The sequence below is a fragment of the Pseudomonas sp. P1_F1_2 genome, assembly GCF_056405815.1.
The window spans coordinates 1-14,815 of sequence record NZ_JBFUBK010000028.1 but is presented as its reverse complement, the minus strand read 5'-3'; the positions used below and the strand labels follow the sequence as shown (position 1 = coordinate 14,815).

Sequence of the window (14,815 nt, the reverse complement as noted above, 5' to 3'; positions counted from 1 at the left end):
TATACCCGTCAGAATGGAGCGATCTCCTCTACTGCCATAAATTCATCCTGCACTTCAGCTTGATGATCGTTCTCCGATGACGCCTCCCACTTGAGTGTCACGGACTCGTCGTCGTTGAACGTCATCTCAATACCGTCCGTCTCGGACAGCAGCCCCATCACCTCTTCCCACTCCCTATCCCCATCCGTGTCCAGCCTGTGAATTGTCACGCAGCGTAGATCTTGCGCGAACGGATGATTGATCATTGATGAAACCCTCAGGCCTAACCGTTCAATGCCGCTCATCTCCTGCCGTACCGCTGGTTTTGCCTGTTTCTTTGCCATGCGTCGCCCTCCTTTAGTGCTGTATATCCATACAGGGTTTACGCAGCATAACGCGTAGTTTTCTAAACCGTAAGTCTTGACTAAGAGATTTCTCTCCGGATATCCGCCGATCTTTTTGTTAAGTTATCTAAAATAATTGTTGACGTGTTTTGTTTAGTTTTCTAAATTACATCCATCGCAGCGACAAACAACCACTGCGCAGCACCACCGCTCTTTAACAGCCAGCGCAACAAACAACAGACCGCATTGCCTCTACCGGCGACCGGCGAGCAGACAGGCCCGAAAGCCTGCCTACGACAGGAACAACCTGGACGGCTGCTCGATGGTGAAACGCCAGAACCGTGTGAATGACCCGGCATGCAATGCGCCCCGCCCCTCCGGCGGCAATAGGAAGGAAAGCATCACCTCTGCCCATTCGATGAGTGGGCTTTGGGATGCGGACGAATCCCCGGCTTATACCGGCCACCTGCATGCAACAAACCAGAGAACGGCGAGCGCCCGCCACGATGCCAACGGCGCACATCAGAGGATGACCATCATGAAATAGACGACCGATCTACCTGCGTGGCGCAGTAAGCCTGAAGGCTGCGCCCAACACTCATACAGGCAGCGGCATCTGGGTCGACGGTGTCACCGCGCACCGACTGAGCATTCGGTAGGCCACCCCAAGTAACAGGTCACCGCTGATGATTCAAACCCAGGCCGTCGCCAGTAGCGGGCCTGGGAGGCTGTCACGTAGGGAGGTCTTCGTGACGCAAACAAAAGCCCGGTTTCGATCGGGCTTTTTTACGCCTGCCTTTATCCGTCAGCACTCTCCCCTGCGCCCAACGGCAACCAGCAGGCGGCGCCGAGTGCTGACGAATACACGCAACCCCACACCGAGGAATGCACCATGCATCCAATGATCCAACAGCGCCGGGACGTCCTCGGCGTGATGCTCATCCGCTCCGCCGCCGCGCGTGGAGAGTTCGCCCGCCTCGCCAACTTACCGAAACTCGAGAAGCCTGTGCGCTTCCAAGTGCGGACAGTAGGCAAGGCGTACCACATCGTCGATCTGGTCACCGGCAAAACGAAGGCGTTCCGTTGGACGCATGCCGCGGCGGTGGATATGGCCAAACAGTTCGAAGCACAGGCCGACCGCCTGCCTGGAGGTGTTCAGTGATCGGCGTACCAATGCCCAACCCTCGCGACTCGGTCATCTCGGATCTGAACCGGAAAATGGAACAGTTCTTCAGCGCCGGCAAGGTCGCCCAGCAGATCCCCAGCGGCGTCAGTGCCGAGGTCCCGCTTTTCGGCGCCACGCCACACAGCAAGAAGCTGCGTGCGGCCCGCGACAAGGACGCTCCGAAAGTGAGGGCGCTGGCCGATGCAGGAAAAACCGCCTCGATGGCTGCGACCGCGCTGGATATGCGCATCAGTCGAGTGAAGCTGATCGCTCAGGAAAACGACTTCAAATTCTCTGACACATGAGGCGCATCAGCAACCAGGTGCGCCAGCGCCGACGACAGACATGGCTGGATCTACCGGCCCACGGAATTGAAGAGGCAGGCCATGGCCAAGAGCAACGCGGAATTGCAGAAGGACAAGCGCGCCAAGGAGAAAGCTCTGCTGGATCGGATTGGCGCCGAGAAGCGCACACTGATTGTGTCGAAAGCGTTGGCTGATGCACTTGAGGTTCTGGGTGAGCGCCACGACTTCGAGGAGTGGCAGGAGACGGTGTCGACGCTCCTGATCAACCTTGCCGCCGCGCCGATGGAAGAGTCCGTCCGCTTCGCTAACATGTCGCGACCTGTAATTGTCATTACTGAAAAGCAGTCGCGACAGCTTGAAAAGTTCGCCAGGACTCGTCTGGCGGGATAGTTGGACTTCAAAACTACCAAGGCCTATCAAGCGGACGACCAAAATGAGTCAGCCAAAGTATGAACTCAGCCCCCTTGCGGGTAAGTGTAATCAGTTCATCTTGCTTCTCTATTAAGCCATTCTGAATAAGATAACTTAAGTACTGATCCGCAGTCCAAAGATCTAAAACCGGTTTCGTCTGTTCTTGGTGAGCAGCCCAAAAGGTGTTGATCTCCTGTACTGAAACACTCTTTCCAATTCTTTGATTAAGTATATGAAGAAGCCTAATCTGGCCACCGAAAATATTGGAGTAACAAAATTCGAAAGTCCACATTGAGCGAGACAAAGCCAGCATGGGAATTAAATAACTTTTTGCTTCTGCGTCGCTCATATCCGCGACCTCGCTCAATATACCCTCCCTCCAAAACTTCATCTGCTCGGGAAACACAATGACCGAAGGCATTGGGATTCCTTTATTTGGCGGCGGTGGTAGTAGTTCTCCCGCGCTCGCACTTAGCGACTCGGCAGCATTTGATGGGGCCGCTCGTTCTAGCGAGGCGGGCTGAAACACCGGCGGTTGAAGTTTTACCCCAGATGGACCGAATTCCAAAACTCTCTCAATCAGCGCTTTCATTTCTTGCCGATAACAACTAATTGAGATCAAGAAAATAATCAGAACAGCGTGAGGCCAACCCAGTCCGGTCCAAATTGACGAGATCAGTTGCTCTATCCAGCTCCAGACAACTGTTATTACCGATAAAGCGATGGCAGCTGCCCCATCTATTTCAGTAGCATCGTTCAATTTCCGCCTCCTTAATCCGGCTCCATGCCGGGCTGAACACAAATACCCCACTTCAACGAATCACGCCAGCCGGCGAGGATCCCCTATGTCTCCCTACAAATTGTCCGGGACGACGGTCGTCAGCTTTTCCGGCGGTCGCACCAGCGCTTACATGTTGCGCCAGGTGCTGGACAACAACGATGACTTGAGCGATCTGGTCGTCACCTTCGCTAACACTGGCAAGGAACATCCGGCCACGTTGGAATTTGTACGGGAATGCGCCGAACGCTGGTCGGTACCGATTATCTGGCTTGAGTTTCGAGACAACGAGGCAGGGTTTGAGGTGGTCGATTTCGGCAGCGCCAGTCGCCAGGGCGAACCATTCGAGGCGCTGATCCGTAAACGGAAGTACTTGCCCAACCCGGTGACAAGGTTCTGCACCATCGACCTGAAGATTCGGATCATCCACAAGTACCTGCGCAGCTTGGGCCTGTCGACTGAAGACAACCCAGTAGACATGATGACCGGCATCCGCGCCGATGAGCCGCGTAGGGTCGCGAAAATTCGAAACCGGAAGAGCACCAGTGAAAGCAAGTGGGCAACGATGGTGATGCCGCTGGCTGATGCCGGCGTCGGTGTGCAGGACGTGACGGACTTCTGGGACGCCCAGCCTTTCGATCTGATGCTGCCGACCATCAACGGCCGCACGCTGGAAGGCAACTGCGACCTGTGCTTCCTCAAAGGTGCGAATCAGGTTTACTCAATCATTGCCAGTGACCGTGGAGAAACCGTACGAAAGGCTGACTGGTGGGCCCGCATGGAGAGAACCGCTGTTTCCAGCAGCGGCATCACCGGTAATGGCGCCCTTTTCAGATTCGACCGGCCCAGCTACCAGCAGATGCTCGACTACTCCGACACCCAATTCGATATGTTCGCCGATCACGACGACGCTATCGCCTGCTTTTGCGGGGATTGAATCGCAACAAATTCAATGTTTTCCAAGTCGATGCTGCACAGAAAATCAGCTTGGGGCGCGGTAAGGAACTTTGGACATTATGACCTCAATATCGCGCTCGTAGACATTCCCATCAGAAAGATACTTGTGCGTCACCATTGCGACCAAAGCTTTCATGGAGGTATATGCGAGTTCCTGATCACGCATTGGTCCAATATGAATGGCCTTGATCGCATCGAGTGGAAACCCTAGAGTGACATACGGAATCAATAGTCCACCTCTCGATCGAAACTTAAGATCATCACTCGGCAAATTTATGTCAATTGCGCAGCGAACTTCCCGCTCCTCATAAAAGCTACGATCTTTAAATATTGATGCTGTACGCACCAACAAAGATAAATAATCAACGTGTCTCGGACTAAACGCGCCGTCATTCGCTACCAGGTCAGCTACAAGGCCTTCGATAGCTTGGTGCACCATGTCGGCAGCGTATTTTCTCTTTTCAGGCTCTTCATACAGGCAATGAAATAAGTCGAGCTCAGAAAAAATCACATCTTTATCGAACTCAATTGCATAGTTTCCGTATGCACGCCATTGACTAAGCTGATCACCAGACTCGCTAAATGAGCAAACAAACGTTGGCTCATCATCGATATACAATGAAATATGATCTTCAAACGCTTCCTTCAGAAAATCTCTTGCATACATTACGTAACCAAAGTTCAGCTTATCGCTTGACAGATCAGCATCAAGCTCCTCGATTATATACCTTACGCCGTCATTCATTTCCTGGGTGTCATTCAAAAACCTAATATCACTCAGCCATAACTCGCACTTTTCTAGAATTGATTTTACGGCTGTTGCATCTGTGTAATGAAACAGATTTCCAGGCACTTCCCTACTCCAAACTCAACGTCAATGTGACGCAAATATATCTCGCAGGTATCCCAATGCCCACAGAAAACAAACCGGCCGAGCCAGCACCGAGCTTGGCGACCGGTCATTACCTCGATGCGGCGACTTGGGCCGACTTCGTCCAGCGTCTGCGCTATGACTGCAAAGGCAGGCGGGTCCACGATCATTGCACCGCTGACGCAATCTTCATTGTTGAAGCTCGCCGCATCGTTTCCGGGCTGGACATGGACTACACCGACAAGCGCCTGGTGTATTGGGACAGCGGTGAGTCGGTAGCCTACTCGGTCAAAGAGTACTGGGATGGCCTGTCCAGCTACGAGAAAAGCCAGCTCAATAAAAAGATGCAGGCTTGGTCTGATTGCCAGTTCATGAAGGCCGACGAGTCGGATCAATGGTACGTGCTCGGCGACCTGCCGGAACACACCGTCACCGGCTGGGACGATCGCTGGGAATACGTCAACGCCCACTTCACCCACGCTGCCGCCGAAGCATTCATCAGACGCAAGAAGCACGACTACCGCGATGGGATGCGGGTCAACGTCGAATCGCAGTACTACGCCTGGGAGTTCAACGCCATCAAGGAAGCGATCCTCGACGGCACGCTGACTTACACGCCGAAGGAGGCCGCATGATCAATCTCTTCTGGCGCATGGTCGCCAAGCTGCTTGCCCGCCCGGCCATTTCCGCCTGGCTCATCGCCCGCGCCCAGCGAACGCCTTACCTGCACATCATGTCCGCCGACGGCGCCGAGATGTACATGGGCCGCTGGTGGCTGTTCAACCCCTACAGTCGGGAGACGCACAAGCCGGCGCTCTGGTGGTGCCCGTGGTCAGTTCGCATCCACCACATCAAGCGGCCCGACAATGATCGCGATTTACACGACCACCCCTGGAAGGCTCGCACAATCATCCTGCGCGGCGGTTACACGGAGCAGCGCCTACTCGACCCCGAAGACTCGGCGCTGGCCGGCTTGAACGTTCCGGCATCCGCCCAAGCCACCGAGTACATCAACCGCCGACCGGGCGACACCGCCTCACTGAGCTACGGCGAATACCACCGCATCGACCAGGTATCCCCCGGCGGCGTCATTACCCTGTTCATCACCAGCAAGTGGCGCGGTGACTGGGGCTTTCTGGTCAACGGCGTCAAGGTCCCTTGGCGCACCTACACGGGTACGGACAATTGAAGAGGTTTCTCAAGGTGAGCGAGCCAAAAGTGATTTACCTCGGTCCAGCCTGCGAGGCTGACACCAGCGAAGGCAGGACGTGGGCAGAGGACAACCCTTGGCCTGATTGCGAATGCGGCCACAGGCCAGTGGAGTACGTGCTGGGCGAGACCTTCGAGCGGGTTGTCGCCGAACGTGATGGTCTGCAGTTGAGTCTGACCACGGCGGACCAGACCATTGACGACCTTCAATCCGCAATCGCGCGGCGCAACCAGCGGATTGAGGAGCTGATAGCTGAAATTGCAACAGTCCGGCAAGGCCCCTGCAAAATGATCGTCGGAGACGAACTGCCATGACCAAGCGGCCAATAGTCAGAACCACCACAGGCGCGACGGTAACGATCACGATCGAGCTGACCAACCTGGGCAGCTGGGGGCCAGACTGCCTGATCGATCAGGTTTATCGGCAAGCCCGTGAAGCGGCAATCGGTCGCATCAATCGCGCATTCAAAGACGACCAGCGAGGCGTCCGGATACTTGGCCCAGTGGTCGTGAAGGCGATAACAACGGATGTCGAGCTGCGCGGGTAAGTCTGCCGCGACAGGAGTACATCTGTACTCCACCCCAATTTGCAGTAACTCCCCCCCTTCAAAGTCAGCCGCTACAGCGGCAAGGACGAAGTCATGCCTGAGCAAACTGTTTTGATTCAGCCGTTGCCCGTCGAGCGCGATATCGACGGCTGGTGGTCCCATCCAGGCTACCTGTCAGAGTTCGACGACGAGATCACCGAGGCGCAATTTCAGGATTGGTGCCTGCGCCACCAGGTGGAAACCAAAGTCACGTACATGGAAAGCGACGTTCCCACCGAAGTGTTCGATGCCTACATGGATGACGGTCAGTGCGATTGCTCGGCGTGGGAAATCCAGCAACCAGTCGAACCGGGCTGGTTCATCTTGTCGATCCACGATGCCGAGGACGGCCCTGTGTGCGTCTGGGGTCGGAAGGTGGCGCCATGACCGCAGTGACAGATCACGACGTCGAGTTCGCGCAAGCCGTCGTCGCGTTGGCGCGCAAGCACGGCATGACCGGTATCTCGATGGAGTTCCGGCAGAACTTCGACCTATCCCAGAAAACTGGCTGTTACTGCGGAAAGCGGATCACCTGGTCCGAGGGACGTCACGGCGACGGTGCGGACATTAAATTCCGTACCGAGGCCGAAGCATCGTTTCCAGAAATAACAAAGGTGACCCCATGATCGCCCTCGCCTGGTTCGCCTACGTGTATTGCTACAAGGGGCCGCGGTAATCAAAGTGTCCACCCCGCCAGCTGCTCAGGGACGAGCTGATTGGGCTGCAACTGGCGAGGCGAACGATTGAAAGTTAGCTGAATTTCGCCGTTATGTGCCAGCCATGACCTGATGTTTTATCAACCATCTATCCACCTACCAGCCTGCCGATGTACGGCGGGCTACTTATGCACCTGCATCTAGCCACCCAACCAACAACAACGTGCACCCCGAGACGAAGAAACCAAAAGCCAAGTAACCGACCATCTGCCCTCTAAGTAAATGGTTCAGGCATACGCCGAGCCCAGCAATCGCCATTAGAGCCCCAGCAACAAACTTGCGGCTTCGAAACACCTTATCCATCGCCACCCCCAATCAAGATATTTTATTAAACCATAGACCTGCCGGAGAACGGCGGGCGAGGAATTTCTATGTCAGCAGTTCAGCGATTCCACGAAGCCGCCAACGATGCACTGGTCAGGCTCAGCGAGCATTGCCTACCGGGCGCCAAACTGGCCTTGGTGATCTACACCGCGGGCGAACCAGACCGGGACATCGTCATCGAGGATCAAGGCCTGGATAGAAACGAGGTGGTAAGCGCTCTGCGCCGACGTGGCCTCAGCATCGACGGCGACAACGCCTACAAGCGCGACCTGCTAGACGCTGTAGTCGGAGCGCTGGCTCTTGGCGCTCAGAACAGCAACCCGCCACCGGCCGGACACTGGGGCCAGCGCTTCTGGGATATCGGCCGCGAGGAACGCGGACTGCACGAAGAAATGGTAGCGACGCTCCGTGAGTCTCGGCAAGTAATCGCCATGGCACTCAAGACGGGCGCACCCGACTGGTTCGACACCGATGAAAAGATTTCGGTGCACGTCACTGTGCAGCGGATCGACGCAGTTCTGGCCAAGGCCGACGCATAACCCATCACCACCTTCTGCCGCCACGTGCGGCATGGAGCATCATCATGGCAGCAGCAGAACAGATACCGGTTGAGTACCTGTCCGACAAGGTCGCTGAGAAGAACTTCGCGGAGATGGTCGGCACCACCCGGCGCGCGCTCCAGGGCAAGCGCCAGCGCAACATCATCCCGAAAGGGGTGTGGAACGAAATCGACGGGCAGATTTATTACAGCATCAGGAGATATGAGGCATGGCTAGAAAGCCTTTGGGATTGCCCGCCGGAGTTGAATTCGCAGGTCAATCAGTCCGCATTCGCTTCACATGGAAGTTCCGGCGCTGCGAGACTCTCGCCTATTCCCAAACGCCAAAAGGCATTAAAGCGGCCGCAGATCTACGCGCTACAGTAATCAGCCTGATCAAGCACGGCGTGATGGATGACCAGCGTTACGCGGAGCTTTTCCCAAACTCGACCTACTCCACCTATTCTGCGACTCCGCTGTTCGGCGAGTACGCGCAGACCTGGCTCGACAGCCGGGAAGTTGTCGGGGGAACCCGGAAAAACTACCGGATATCCCTCAACCTTTATTGGATGCCTCACTTGGCATTGCTCCCGATCGACCAGATCAGTTCCGCGATGATCCGGAAAATCGTCGGCGAGACGAAGTGGAAGTCTTCGACCGTAAAGCGGTCGGCGATCCAGCGGTTGCACACCATGTTTGAAAGCGCGGTGAATGATGAGCTGATCACCCGGAACCCGGTCGGCTCTATCGAACTGCCGGCAAAGGCGAAGAAACCGGTGGACCCGTTTACGGTAGTGGAGGCGGATTTGATCATTGAGCACCTATATAAGGTGCTGACCGGTTCGATGCAGGTCTACGCGGCGTACTTTGAGTTCGCGTTTTTCACCGGCATGCGGCCAGGGGAGATAGCGGCGTTGCGTTGGGATGAGGTGGATACAGAGGGAAGAGTCGCCAACGTGTGCAGAATCGTGGCGGACTACAAGATCGAGGAGCGCACGAAAACCCGCGAGACACGGCGAGTCATGCTGAACAGCAGGGCGTTGAATGCCATTGAGGCGGCCAAGGGTGTGGCCGAGTTGAGGGCGAAGCAGAGCCGGCGCCAGCACAAGCAATCGCCGTATGTGTTCCCGCCGACGAAGAACTTTGAGTTCATCCAGCAGGCCAGCGTGACCGACAAACACTTCAAAGCGGCGCTGGTCACACTGAACATCAGGGCCAGACGGCAATACAACTGCCGGCACACTTACGCTACCATGTGCCTAATGGCAGGCATGAACCTCGGGTTCATTGCGAATCAGCTCGGCCACAGCGTTCAAATGCTGCTGACGACTTACGCCCGATGGATCAATTCCAGTGAAGACTGGAGCGAAGTCGGGAAGCTGGAGCAAAGCCTGATTGGTACAAAATTGGTACAGACAGAAACCGTACCCCTCTAGAACCCATACGGAATAAAGCTCTGTGACATTGGAACAGAATTACACCGCGATCCTTGGCCAACTGGGCGAGGACGTCTCCCGCGAGGGCCTGCTCGACACGCCAAAACGTGCCGCCAAAGCCATGCAGTACCTCTGCCGCGGTTATGAACAGACGCTCGAAGAAGTCACCAACGGTGCCTTGTTCAGCTCCGACAACAGCGAAATGGTGCTGGTCAAGGACATCGAGTTGTACTCGTTGTGCGAACACCACCTGCTGCCGTTCATCGGCAAGGCCCATGTCGCTTATATCCCGAGCGGCAAAGTATTGGGCCTGTCGAAAGTCGCGCGCATCGTCGATATGTACGCCCGCCGCTTGCAGATCCAGGAAAACCTCAGCCGCCAGATCGCGGATGCGGTCCAGCAGGTCACCGGCGCCCTGGGCGTTGCGGTGGTGATCGAGGCCAAGCACATGTGCATGATGATGCGCGGTGTGGAGAAACAGAATTCGTCGATGATCACCTCGGTGATGCTCGGTGAGTTCCGCGAAAACGCGGCCACCCGCAGCGAGTTTCTCAGCCTGATCAAGTAACGGGCCGCACGAAGAAAACCGGCATTCATCGCCGGTTTTTTTTCGTCCGCAAAAAATCAGGTAAGCTGCGCGCCCTTCTTCATTCGCACCGTGAGGCTTTCAACGTGTTCGTAAAAGCGCTTCGTGTCGGCCTTGGCCAACTGATCATCTTCATCGACTTCATCACCCGTCCGGGCAAGAAGCAGCGCCCTGCCGCTGCTCAGGCTCAGGTCGAAGCGGCCGCCAAGGGCCTGACACTGTATCAATTCCACGCCTGCCCGTTCTGCGTGAAGACCCGCCGCTCCCTGCGCCGCCTGAACGTGCCGGTGGCCCTGCGCGATGCGAAGAACAACGAGCAGGATCGCCAGACTCTGCTGGAACAAGGTGGCAAGATCAAAGTGCCGTGCCTGCGTATCGAAGAGAACGGCCAGACCACCTGGATGTATGAGTCCAAGGTGATCATTGATTATCTGGACAAGCGATTCGCGGCAGCCTGACACCGCAAACTCCAGACAAAAATAAACCGGCCCTTGAGCCGGTTTATTTGTTTCTGCCCCCCCTCAGGCTGCTTTAGCCGCCAGAGCCTGACGCACGACCGCCGCCAATCGCTTCAGCCCTTCATCCAGTCGAGCCGGGTCAATGTGACTGAAGTTCAGCCGCAGATGCCCGTGATGGTTGTCCGGCTCGGGAAAGAACGGTTCCCCCGGCATGAATGCCACGTCATTGTCCAACGCCGCATTGAGCAGGGTTCGTGTGTCCATTGGCTGTTTCAACGTCAGCCAGAAAAACAACCCCCCCTGGGGCACGTTCCAGTCCGCCAGATCGGCAAAGTGCGTTTGCAGTGCTGCTTCAAATGCGTCTCGACGGCAGCGGTAGAAGTTGCGCAACTCACTCAGGTGCTGCTGGTATTTCTCGGTGCCGATCCATTGCAGCGCTTGCCATTGGCCAATCCGGTTGGTGTGCAGGTCCGCCGATTGCTTGAGCTTCAACAAATGCGGAAACAGGTCTGGGCTGGCAATCAGGTAACCGACACGCAGGCCCGGCAACAGGGTTTTCGAGACGGTGCCGGTGTAGATCCAGCTGGCTTTCTTCAAGCGACTGACAATCGGCGTGGCGCTGGCGCCGTCGAAGGTCAATTCGCGATAAGGCTCGTCTTCGATCAGGGTCACACCGAACTCGTCGAGCAATGCCGCCACGGCATCGCGCTTGGCCTCGCTGTAACGCACTGCCGATGGGTTCTGGAACGTTGGAATCAGGTAGATGAACGCCGGACGATGTTTTTCCAGGCGTGCGCGTAACTGCATCAGGTCCGGGCCATCCGCTTGCTGCGGCACGGTGATGCAGTCGGCACCGAACAGCTGGAAGATCTGCAACGCCGCCAGATACGTCGGTGCTTCGAGCAATACCTCGGTGCCTTTATCGATATAGAGCTTGGCCGCCAGATCGAGGGTTTGCTGGGAACCGCTGACCACCAGCACCTGACTCGCCTCGCACGGCACGCCCAGCGCCCGCGCCTCTGCTGCCAGGGCTTCACGCAATGCGGGTTCGCCTTCGCTCATGCCGTACTGGCCCATGGACAACGGCAAGTCGGCCCATTCCACCTTCGGCAACATGGCTTCGGCCGGCAAGCCACCGRCAAACGACATCACTTGCGGACGTTGAGCGGCCGCGAGGATTTCTCTGATCAAAGAACTTTTGAGGCGCGAGACACGTTCGGAAAAAGCCATGAGAGTCACCGGTAGCGAGGCCTGAGGAAAATGAGTCAAACTTGTTGACCGAAATTACGACAGACCTGACGGATACGTCAACATGATTGACCTTAAAAACCCGACATCCCAGCAACAGGCCATGGAAGCGTTTTTCTTTGGCTACCAGGCGTTCACCGCCAAAGCCGATGAAATGCTCGAACGTCGCGGCTTGAGCCGGGTGCATCAACGCATCGTGTTTTTCATCGCCCGTTATCCGAACCTCAGCGTGAAGGAGTTGCTGGCGCTGCTCGGCGTGAGCAAGCAAGCGCTGAACATGCCGTTGCGTCAGTTGGTAGAGATGCATTTGGTGAACAGTGTTGCGTCAGAAACTGACAAGCGGAAACGCCTGCTGGAGTTGACTGAGGATGGCGCGCGGTTCGAGCAATCGTTGCGGCGCGAGCAAGTGAAATTGCTTGAGCGGGTGTTTGCCGAGGCCGGGGAGACGGCGGTGAATGGGTGGTTGGCGGTGAACAAGGCGCTGGGGCAAACCCAGGTGCTTGCGGACTGAGTGTTCTGGTTGATGGATTTGTAGTGGGTGGTTTGGCCCCTTCGCGAGCAGGCTCACTCCTACAGGGGAATGCGGTCAACTGTGGGAGCGTGGCTTGCCCGCGATGGCGTCCTTCCTGGYGATATACCCCTATCGCCAAATATTTCGTCGACAAAATCAAAAACATTATTTGCTTTCTTTGTATACAAAAGCATAATCCACTTCGTGCGAGTTTCTGACCGTACGGTCAACAAATTCGCAAGTGCCTCAAAGGGCCGCTGCCACCCTCATGGGTCCGGCCCTGGAAATAACAATAAAACTCTTGAGGAGTACTCGCTGTGGAAAGCCGCAAATCCGAAGCATCGACGCTGGATCTCTCGCCGCCTTTACGCAATGGCTGGCTGGAGCGCATCTTTAAACTCAGCTTGCATGGCACCACGGTGAAGACCGAGCTGATCGCCGGTCTGACAACCTTCATCACCATGGCTTACATCATCTTCGTCAACCCGAACATCATGGCCGATGCCGGCATCGATCACGGCGCCGCGTTTGTCGCCACCTGCATCGCCGCTGCATTGGGTTGCCTGCTGATGGGCCTGTACGCCAACTGGCCGGTCGGCCTGGCGCCGGGCATGGGACTGAACGCCTTCTTTACCTACACCGTGGTCGGCACCATGGGCTACAACTGGGAAACCGCCCTCGGTGCGGTGTTCGTGTCCGGTGTGTTGTTCATGATCCTGACCTTTTCGCGGATTCGCGAATGGCTGCTCAACAGCATTCCGGTCAGCCTGCGCTTCGCCATGGGCGCCGGCGTGGGGCTGTTCCTGGGCCTGATCGGCCTGAAAACCGCAGGCATCGTCGTCGATAGCCCGGCGACCCTGATCAAGCTCGGCTCCCTGCGCGAACCCGGCCCGCTGCTCGCCGCCGTTTGCTTCTTGATGATCGCCATCCTCAGCTACCACAAAGTGTTCGGCGCGATCCTCATCAGCATCATCACCGTGACCCTGGCTGGCTGGGGTCTTGGCCTGGTGCATTACGAGGGCATCATGTCCGCCCCGCCGAGCCTGGCCCCGACCTGGATGGCCATGAACCTCGCCGGCGTCTTCAACGTCAGCATGATCAGCGTGGTCCTGGCTTTCCTCTTTGTGCACATGTTCGACACCGCCGGCACGCTGATGGGCGTGGCCCAGCGCGCCAACCTGGTCGGCGCTGACGGCCGGATCGAAAACCTCTCCCGCGCGATGAAAGCTGACAGTGCGTCCAGCGTATTTGGTGCGGTTGTGGGTGTTCCGCCGGTTACCAGCTATGTGGAAAGCGCCGCGGGTGTTGCGGCGGGTGGGCGCACCGGCCTTACGGCGGTCACCGTCGGCGTGCTGTTTATCGCGGCGATGTTCTTCGCCCCCCTGGCCGGGATGATCCCAGCCTATGCCACCGCCGGCGCGCTGATTTATGTGGCGATGCTGATGATGGGCGGCATGAAGCACATCGAATGGGACGAAGCTACCGATAGCATTCCGGCGATCGTCACCGCGATCATGATGCCGCTGACCTTCTCGGTCGCCGACGGCATCGCACTGGGTTTCATCACCTACGTGGCGCTGAAGGCCGGTACCGGTAAATACAAGGAAATCTCCGTCAGCTTGTGGGTGCTCTGCGCGATCTTCATCGCCAAGTTCATCTTCTTGTAAGCGGTCCTCGTTTCAACCCGCCTCACCCACCGGGTGGGGCTTTTGCACATTTGGAGGAAAGTGATGAGTCTGGAAACCTGGCTGCTGTTCAGCGGCGCTGCGCTGGTAGTGATCCTGATCCCGGGGCCGCTGTCTTTGCTGATGATCAGCAACAGTCTCAATTACGGTTTGCGCCGTTCTTACCCGGCGTTTCTCGGCGGTGTCATTGCCTCGATTTGCTTGCTCAGTGCCTCGGCGCTGGGCCTGGGCGCCTTGCTGTTGGCGTCGGAACAACTGTTCAGCGCGCTGAAAATCGTCGGCGCGCTCTATCTGTTCTACCTCGCCTGGCAGAGCTGGCAGCAATCGCGCCAGCCGTCGGTGGGCGCCGAAGTGCCTCTGGCGGCGCCAGTGCCGCGCTTTCGTGCCCTGTTCGGGCGCGCGTTTGTATTGGGCGCGAGCAACCCGAAAGACATTCTGTTCTTTGCCGCCTTCCTGCCGCAGTTCCTCAGCGCCGAGCAGCCGTTCCTGCCGCAGTTGCTGGTGATGATTGCGACCTGGACCGTGCTCGATCTGCTGTGCAAGTTGGCTTATGGGCTGGGTGCGCATGGTGCGGCGCGGTATTTGCGTAGCGGCAAGGGGCAGAGCTGGTTTAACCGGGTGAGTGCGGGGTTGTTTGGTGGTGCAGGCGCTGCATCTTTGTTGAGCCGCTAAGAGCATCGCGGGCAAGCCCGCTCCCACAGGGTTAT

General features: G+C 56.9%; 22 protein-coding genes. 18 read left to right on the top strand and 4 right to left on the bottom strand.

The annotated features are described in order from the left end of the window. Positions 1–8 precede the first annotated feature (8 nt). Positions 9–323: a DUF1654 domain-containing protein gene (locus tag AC1D2P_RS10805; RefSeq protein ID WP_477757689.1), complete on the bottom strand. Its 315-nt coding sequence runs from the start codon at positions 321–323 to the stop codon at positions 9–11. Positions 324–1,215: 892 nt separating this feature from the next. Here AC1D2P_RS10805 and AC1D2P_RS10800 point away from each other — a divergent pair. The 3 genes from AC1D2P_RS10800 (at position 1,216) to AC1D2P_RS10790 (ending at position 2,183) form a co-directional block, all read left to right on the top strand. After that, positions 1,216–1,485 (top strand): hypothetical protein, encoded by a 270-nt coding sequence (locus AC1D2P_RS10800; protein WP_477757690.1) that lies wholly within the window; start codon positions 1,216–1,218, stop codon positions 1,483–1,485. Next, a complete protein-coding gene (locus tag AC1D2P_RS10795; RefSeq protein ID WP_477757691.1) occupies positions 1,482–1,793 on the top strand; it encodes a hypothetical protein in 312 nt (103 codons plus the stop codon). The genes AC1D2P_RS10800 and AC1D2P_RS10795 overlap by 4 nt, the downstream gene beginning before the upstream one ends. Before the next feature lie 81 nt (positions 1,794–1,874). Then, positions 1,875–2,183: a hypothetical protein gene (locus tag AC1D2P_RS10790; RefSeq protein WP_477757692.1), complete on the top strand. Its 309-nt coding sequence runs from the start codon at positions 1,875–1,877 to the stop codon at positions 2,181–2,183. 13 nt (positions 2,184–2,196) lie between these two features. On the opposite strand, the gene AC1D2P_RS10785 is transcribed toward AC1D2P_RS10790, so the two are convergent. Then, on the bottom strand, positions 2,197–2,964 hold the full coding sequence (locus tag AC1D2P_RS10785; protein WP_477757693.1) for a winged helix-turn-helix domain-containing protein: 768 nt from the start codon (positions 2,962–2,964) through the stop codon (positions 2,197–2,199). Positions 2,965–3,049: 85 nt separating this feature from the next. Between AC1D2P_RS10785 and AC1D2P_RS10780 the strand changes: the two genes are divergently transcribed. Further along, complete coding sequence (locus tag AC1D2P_RS10780; RefSeq protein WP_477757694.1) at positions 3,050–3,919, top strand: phosphoadenosine phosphosulfate reductase domain-containing protein; 870 nt, start codon at positions 3,050–3,052, stop codon at positions 3,917–3,919. Positions 3,920–3,964: 45 nt separating this feature from the next. Here AC1D2P_RS10780 and AC1D2P_RS10775 read toward each other — a convergent pair whose 3' ends face one another. Further along, entirely contained in the window at positions 3,965–4,792 is an 828-nt protein-coding gene (locus AC1D2P_RS10775; RefSeq protein ID WP_477757695.1) for a DUF2971 domain-containing protein, read from the bottom strand. 56 nt (positions 4,793–4,848) lie between these two features. Between AC1D2P_RS10775 and AC1D2P_RS10770 the strand changes: the two genes are divergently transcribed. The 11 genes from AC1D2P_RS10770 (at position 4,849) to AC1D2P_RS10720 (ending at position 10,664) form a co-directional block, all read left to right on the top strand. Next, complete coding sequence (locus AC1D2P_RS10770) at positions 4,849–5,445, top strand: hypothetical protein (RefSeq protein ID WP_477757696.1); 597 nt, start codon at positions 4,849–4,851, stop codon at positions 5,443–5,445. Continuing rightward, the gene (locus AC1D2P_RS10765) at positions 5,442–5,999 is read left to right on the top strand and encodes a hypothetical protein (RefSeq protein WP_477757697.1); all 558 of its coding nucleotides are present in this window, start codon (positions 5,442–5,444) and stop codon (positions 5,997–5,999) included. The genes AC1D2P_RS10770 and AC1D2P_RS10765 overlap by 4 nt, the downstream gene beginning before the upstream one ends. A gap of 14 nt (positions 6,000–6,013) precedes the next feature. Continuing rightward, on the top strand, positions 6,014–6,334 hold the full coding sequence (locus tag AC1D2P_RS10760; RefSeq protein WP_477757698.1) for a hypothetical protein: 321 nt from the start codon (positions 6,014–6,016) through the stop codon (positions 6,332–6,334). Continuing rightward, positions 6,331–6,567, top strand: a complete 237-nt coding sequence (locus AC1D2P_RS10755) for a hypothetical protein (RefSeq protein WP_477757699.1) — start codon at positions 6,331–6,333, stop codon at positions 6,565–6,567. Before AC1D2P_RS10760 ends, AC1D2P_RS10755 begins: the two co-directional genes overlap by 4 nt. A 93-nt stretch (positions 6,568–6,660) precedes the next feature. Then, complete coding sequence (locus tag AC1D2P_RS10750) at positions 6,661–6,993, top strand: hypothetical protein (RefSeq protein ID WP_477757700.1); 333 nt, start codon at positions 6,661–6,663, stop codon at positions 6,991–6,993. After that, complete coding sequence (locus AC1D2P_RS10745) at positions 6,990–7,232, top strand: hypothetical protein (protein WP_477757701.1); 243 nt, start codon at positions 6,990–6,992, stop codon at positions 7,230–7,232. The genes AC1D2P_RS10750 and AC1D2P_RS10745 overlap by 4 nt, the downstream gene beginning before the upstream one ends. Before the next feature lie 461 nt (positions 7,233–7,693). Continuing rightward, complete coding sequence (locus tag AC1D2P_RS10740; RefSeq protein WP_477757702.1) at positions 7,694–8,185, top strand: hypothetical protein; 492 nt, start codon at positions 7,694–7,696, stop codon at positions 8,183–8,185. Between the two features lie 44 nt (positions 8,186–8,229). Further along, positions 8,230–8,571 (top strand): hypothetical protein, encoded by a 342-nt coding sequence (locus tag AC1D2P_RS10735; RefSeq protein ID WP_477757703.1) that lies wholly within the window; start codon positions 8,230–8,232, stop codon positions 8,569–8,571. Continuing rightward, positions 8,475–9,620, top strand: a complete 1,146-nt coding sequence (locus AC1D2P_RS10730) for a tyrosine-type recombinase/integrase (RefSeq protein ID WP_477757719.1) — start codon at positions 8,475–8,477, stop codon at positions 9,618–9,620. The genes AC1D2P_RS10735 and AC1D2P_RS10730 overlap by 97 nt, the downstream gene beginning before the upstream one ends. A 22-nt stretch (positions 9,621–9,642) precedes the next feature. Further along, positions 9,643–10,188, top strand: a complete 546-nt coding sequence (gene folE, locus AC1D2P_RS10725) for a GTP cyclohydrolase I FolE (protein ID WP_010456659.1) — start codon at positions 9,643–9,645, stop codon at positions 10,186–10,188. A gap of 104 nt (positions 10,189–10,292) precedes the next feature. Continuing rightward, positions 10,293–10,664, top strand: coding sequence for a glutathione S-transferase N-terminal domain-containing protein (locus AC1D2P_RS10720; protein WP_046027105.1), 372 nt, complete (start codon positions 10,293–10,295; stop codon positions 10,662–10,664). Between the two features lie 63 nt (positions 10,665–10,727). Here AC1D2P_RS10720 and AC1D2P_RS10715 read toward each other — a convergent pair whose 3' ends face one another. Then, positions 10,728–11,894 carry an aminotransferase-like domain-containing protein gene (locus tag AC1D2P_RS10715; RefSeq protein WP_477811422.1) on the bottom strand — a complete coding sequence of 389 codons (1,167 nt, stop codon included), beginning with the start codon at positions 11,892–11,894 and terminating at the stop codon, positions 10,728–10,730. Positions 11,895–11,976: 82 nt separating this feature from the next. Here AC1D2P_RS10715 and AC1D2P_RS10710 point away from each other — a divergent pair, with 82 nt between their 5' ends. The 3 genes from AC1D2P_RS10710 (at position 11,977) to AC1D2P_RS10700 (ending at position 14,780) form a co-directional block, all read left to right on the top strand. After that, entirely contained in the window at positions 11,977–12,423 is a 447-nt protein-coding gene (locus AC1D2P_RS10710; protein WP_046027107.1) for a MarR family winged helix-turn-helix transcriptional regulator, read from the top strand. A 317-nt stretch (positions 12,424–12,740) separates the two neighbouring features. Continuing rightward, complete coding sequence (locus AC1D2P_RS10705; protein WP_109787705.1) at positions 12,741–14,090, top strand: NCS2 family permease; 1,350 nt, start codon at positions 12,741–12,743, stop codon at positions 14,088–14,090. A 63-nt stretch (positions 14,091–14,153) separates the two neighbouring features. Continuing rightward, on the top strand, positions 14,154–14,780 hold the full coding sequence (locus AC1D2P_RS10700) for a LysE family translocator (RefSeq protein WP_046027109.1): 627 nt from the start codon (positions 14,154–14,156) through the stop codon (positions 14,778–14,780). Positions 14,781–14,815: the final 35 nt, after the last annotated feature.

Coding starts and splice junctions, on each gene's coding strand:
- AC1D2P_RS10700 (WP_046027109.1), top strand. CDS start 14,154: ATGAGTCTGGAAACCTGGCTGCTGTTCAGCGGCGCTGCGCTGGTAGTG.
- AC1D2P_RS10740 (WP_477757702.1), top strand. CDS start 7,694: ATGTCAGCAGTTCAGCGATTCCACGAAGCCGCCAACGATGCACTGGTC.
- AC1D2P_RS10805 (WP_477757689.1), bottom strand. CDS start 323: ATGGCAAAGAAACAGGCAAAACCAGCGGTACGGCAGGAGATGAGCGGC.
- AC1D2P_RS10765 (WP_477757697.1), top strand. CDS start 5,442: ATGATCAATCTCTTCTGGCGCATGGTCGCCAAGCTGCTTGCCCGCCCG.
- AC1D2P_RS10790 (WP_477757692.1), top strand. CDS start 1,875: ATGGCCAAGAGCAACGCGGAATTGCAGAAGGACAAGCGCGCCAAGGAG.
- AC1D2P_RS10770 (WP_477757696.1), top strand. CDS start 4,849: ATGCCCACAGAAAACAAACCGGCCGAGCCAGCACCGAGCTTGGCGACC.
- AC1D2P_RS10800 (WP_477757690.1), top strand. CDS start 1,216: ATGCATCCAATGATCCAACAGCGCCGGGACGTCCTCGGCGTGATGCTC.
- AC1D2P_RS10780 (WP_477757694.1), top strand. CDS start 3,050: ATGTCTCCCTACAAATTGTCCGGGACGACGGTCGTCAGCTTTTCCGGC.
- AC1D2P_RS10750 (WP_477757700.1), top strand. CDS start 6,661: ATGCCTGAGCAAACTGTTTTGATTCAGCCGTTGCCCGTCGAGCGCGAT.
- AC1D2P_RS10755 (WP_477757699.1), top strand. CDS start 6,331: ATGACCAAGCGGCCAATAGTCAGAACCACCACAGGCGCGACGGTAACG.
- AC1D2P_RS10745 (WP_477757701.1), top strand. CDS start 6,990: ATGACCGCAGTGACAGATCACGACGTCGAGTTCGCGCAAGCCGTCGTC.
- AC1D2P_RS10735 (WP_477757703.1), top strand. CDS start 8,230: ATGGCAGCAGCAGAACAGATACCGGTTGAGTACCTGTCCGACAAGGTC.
- AC1D2P_RS10710 (WP_046027107.1), top strand. CDS start 11,977: ATGATTGACCTTAAAAACCCGACATCCCAGCAACAGGCCATGGAAGCG.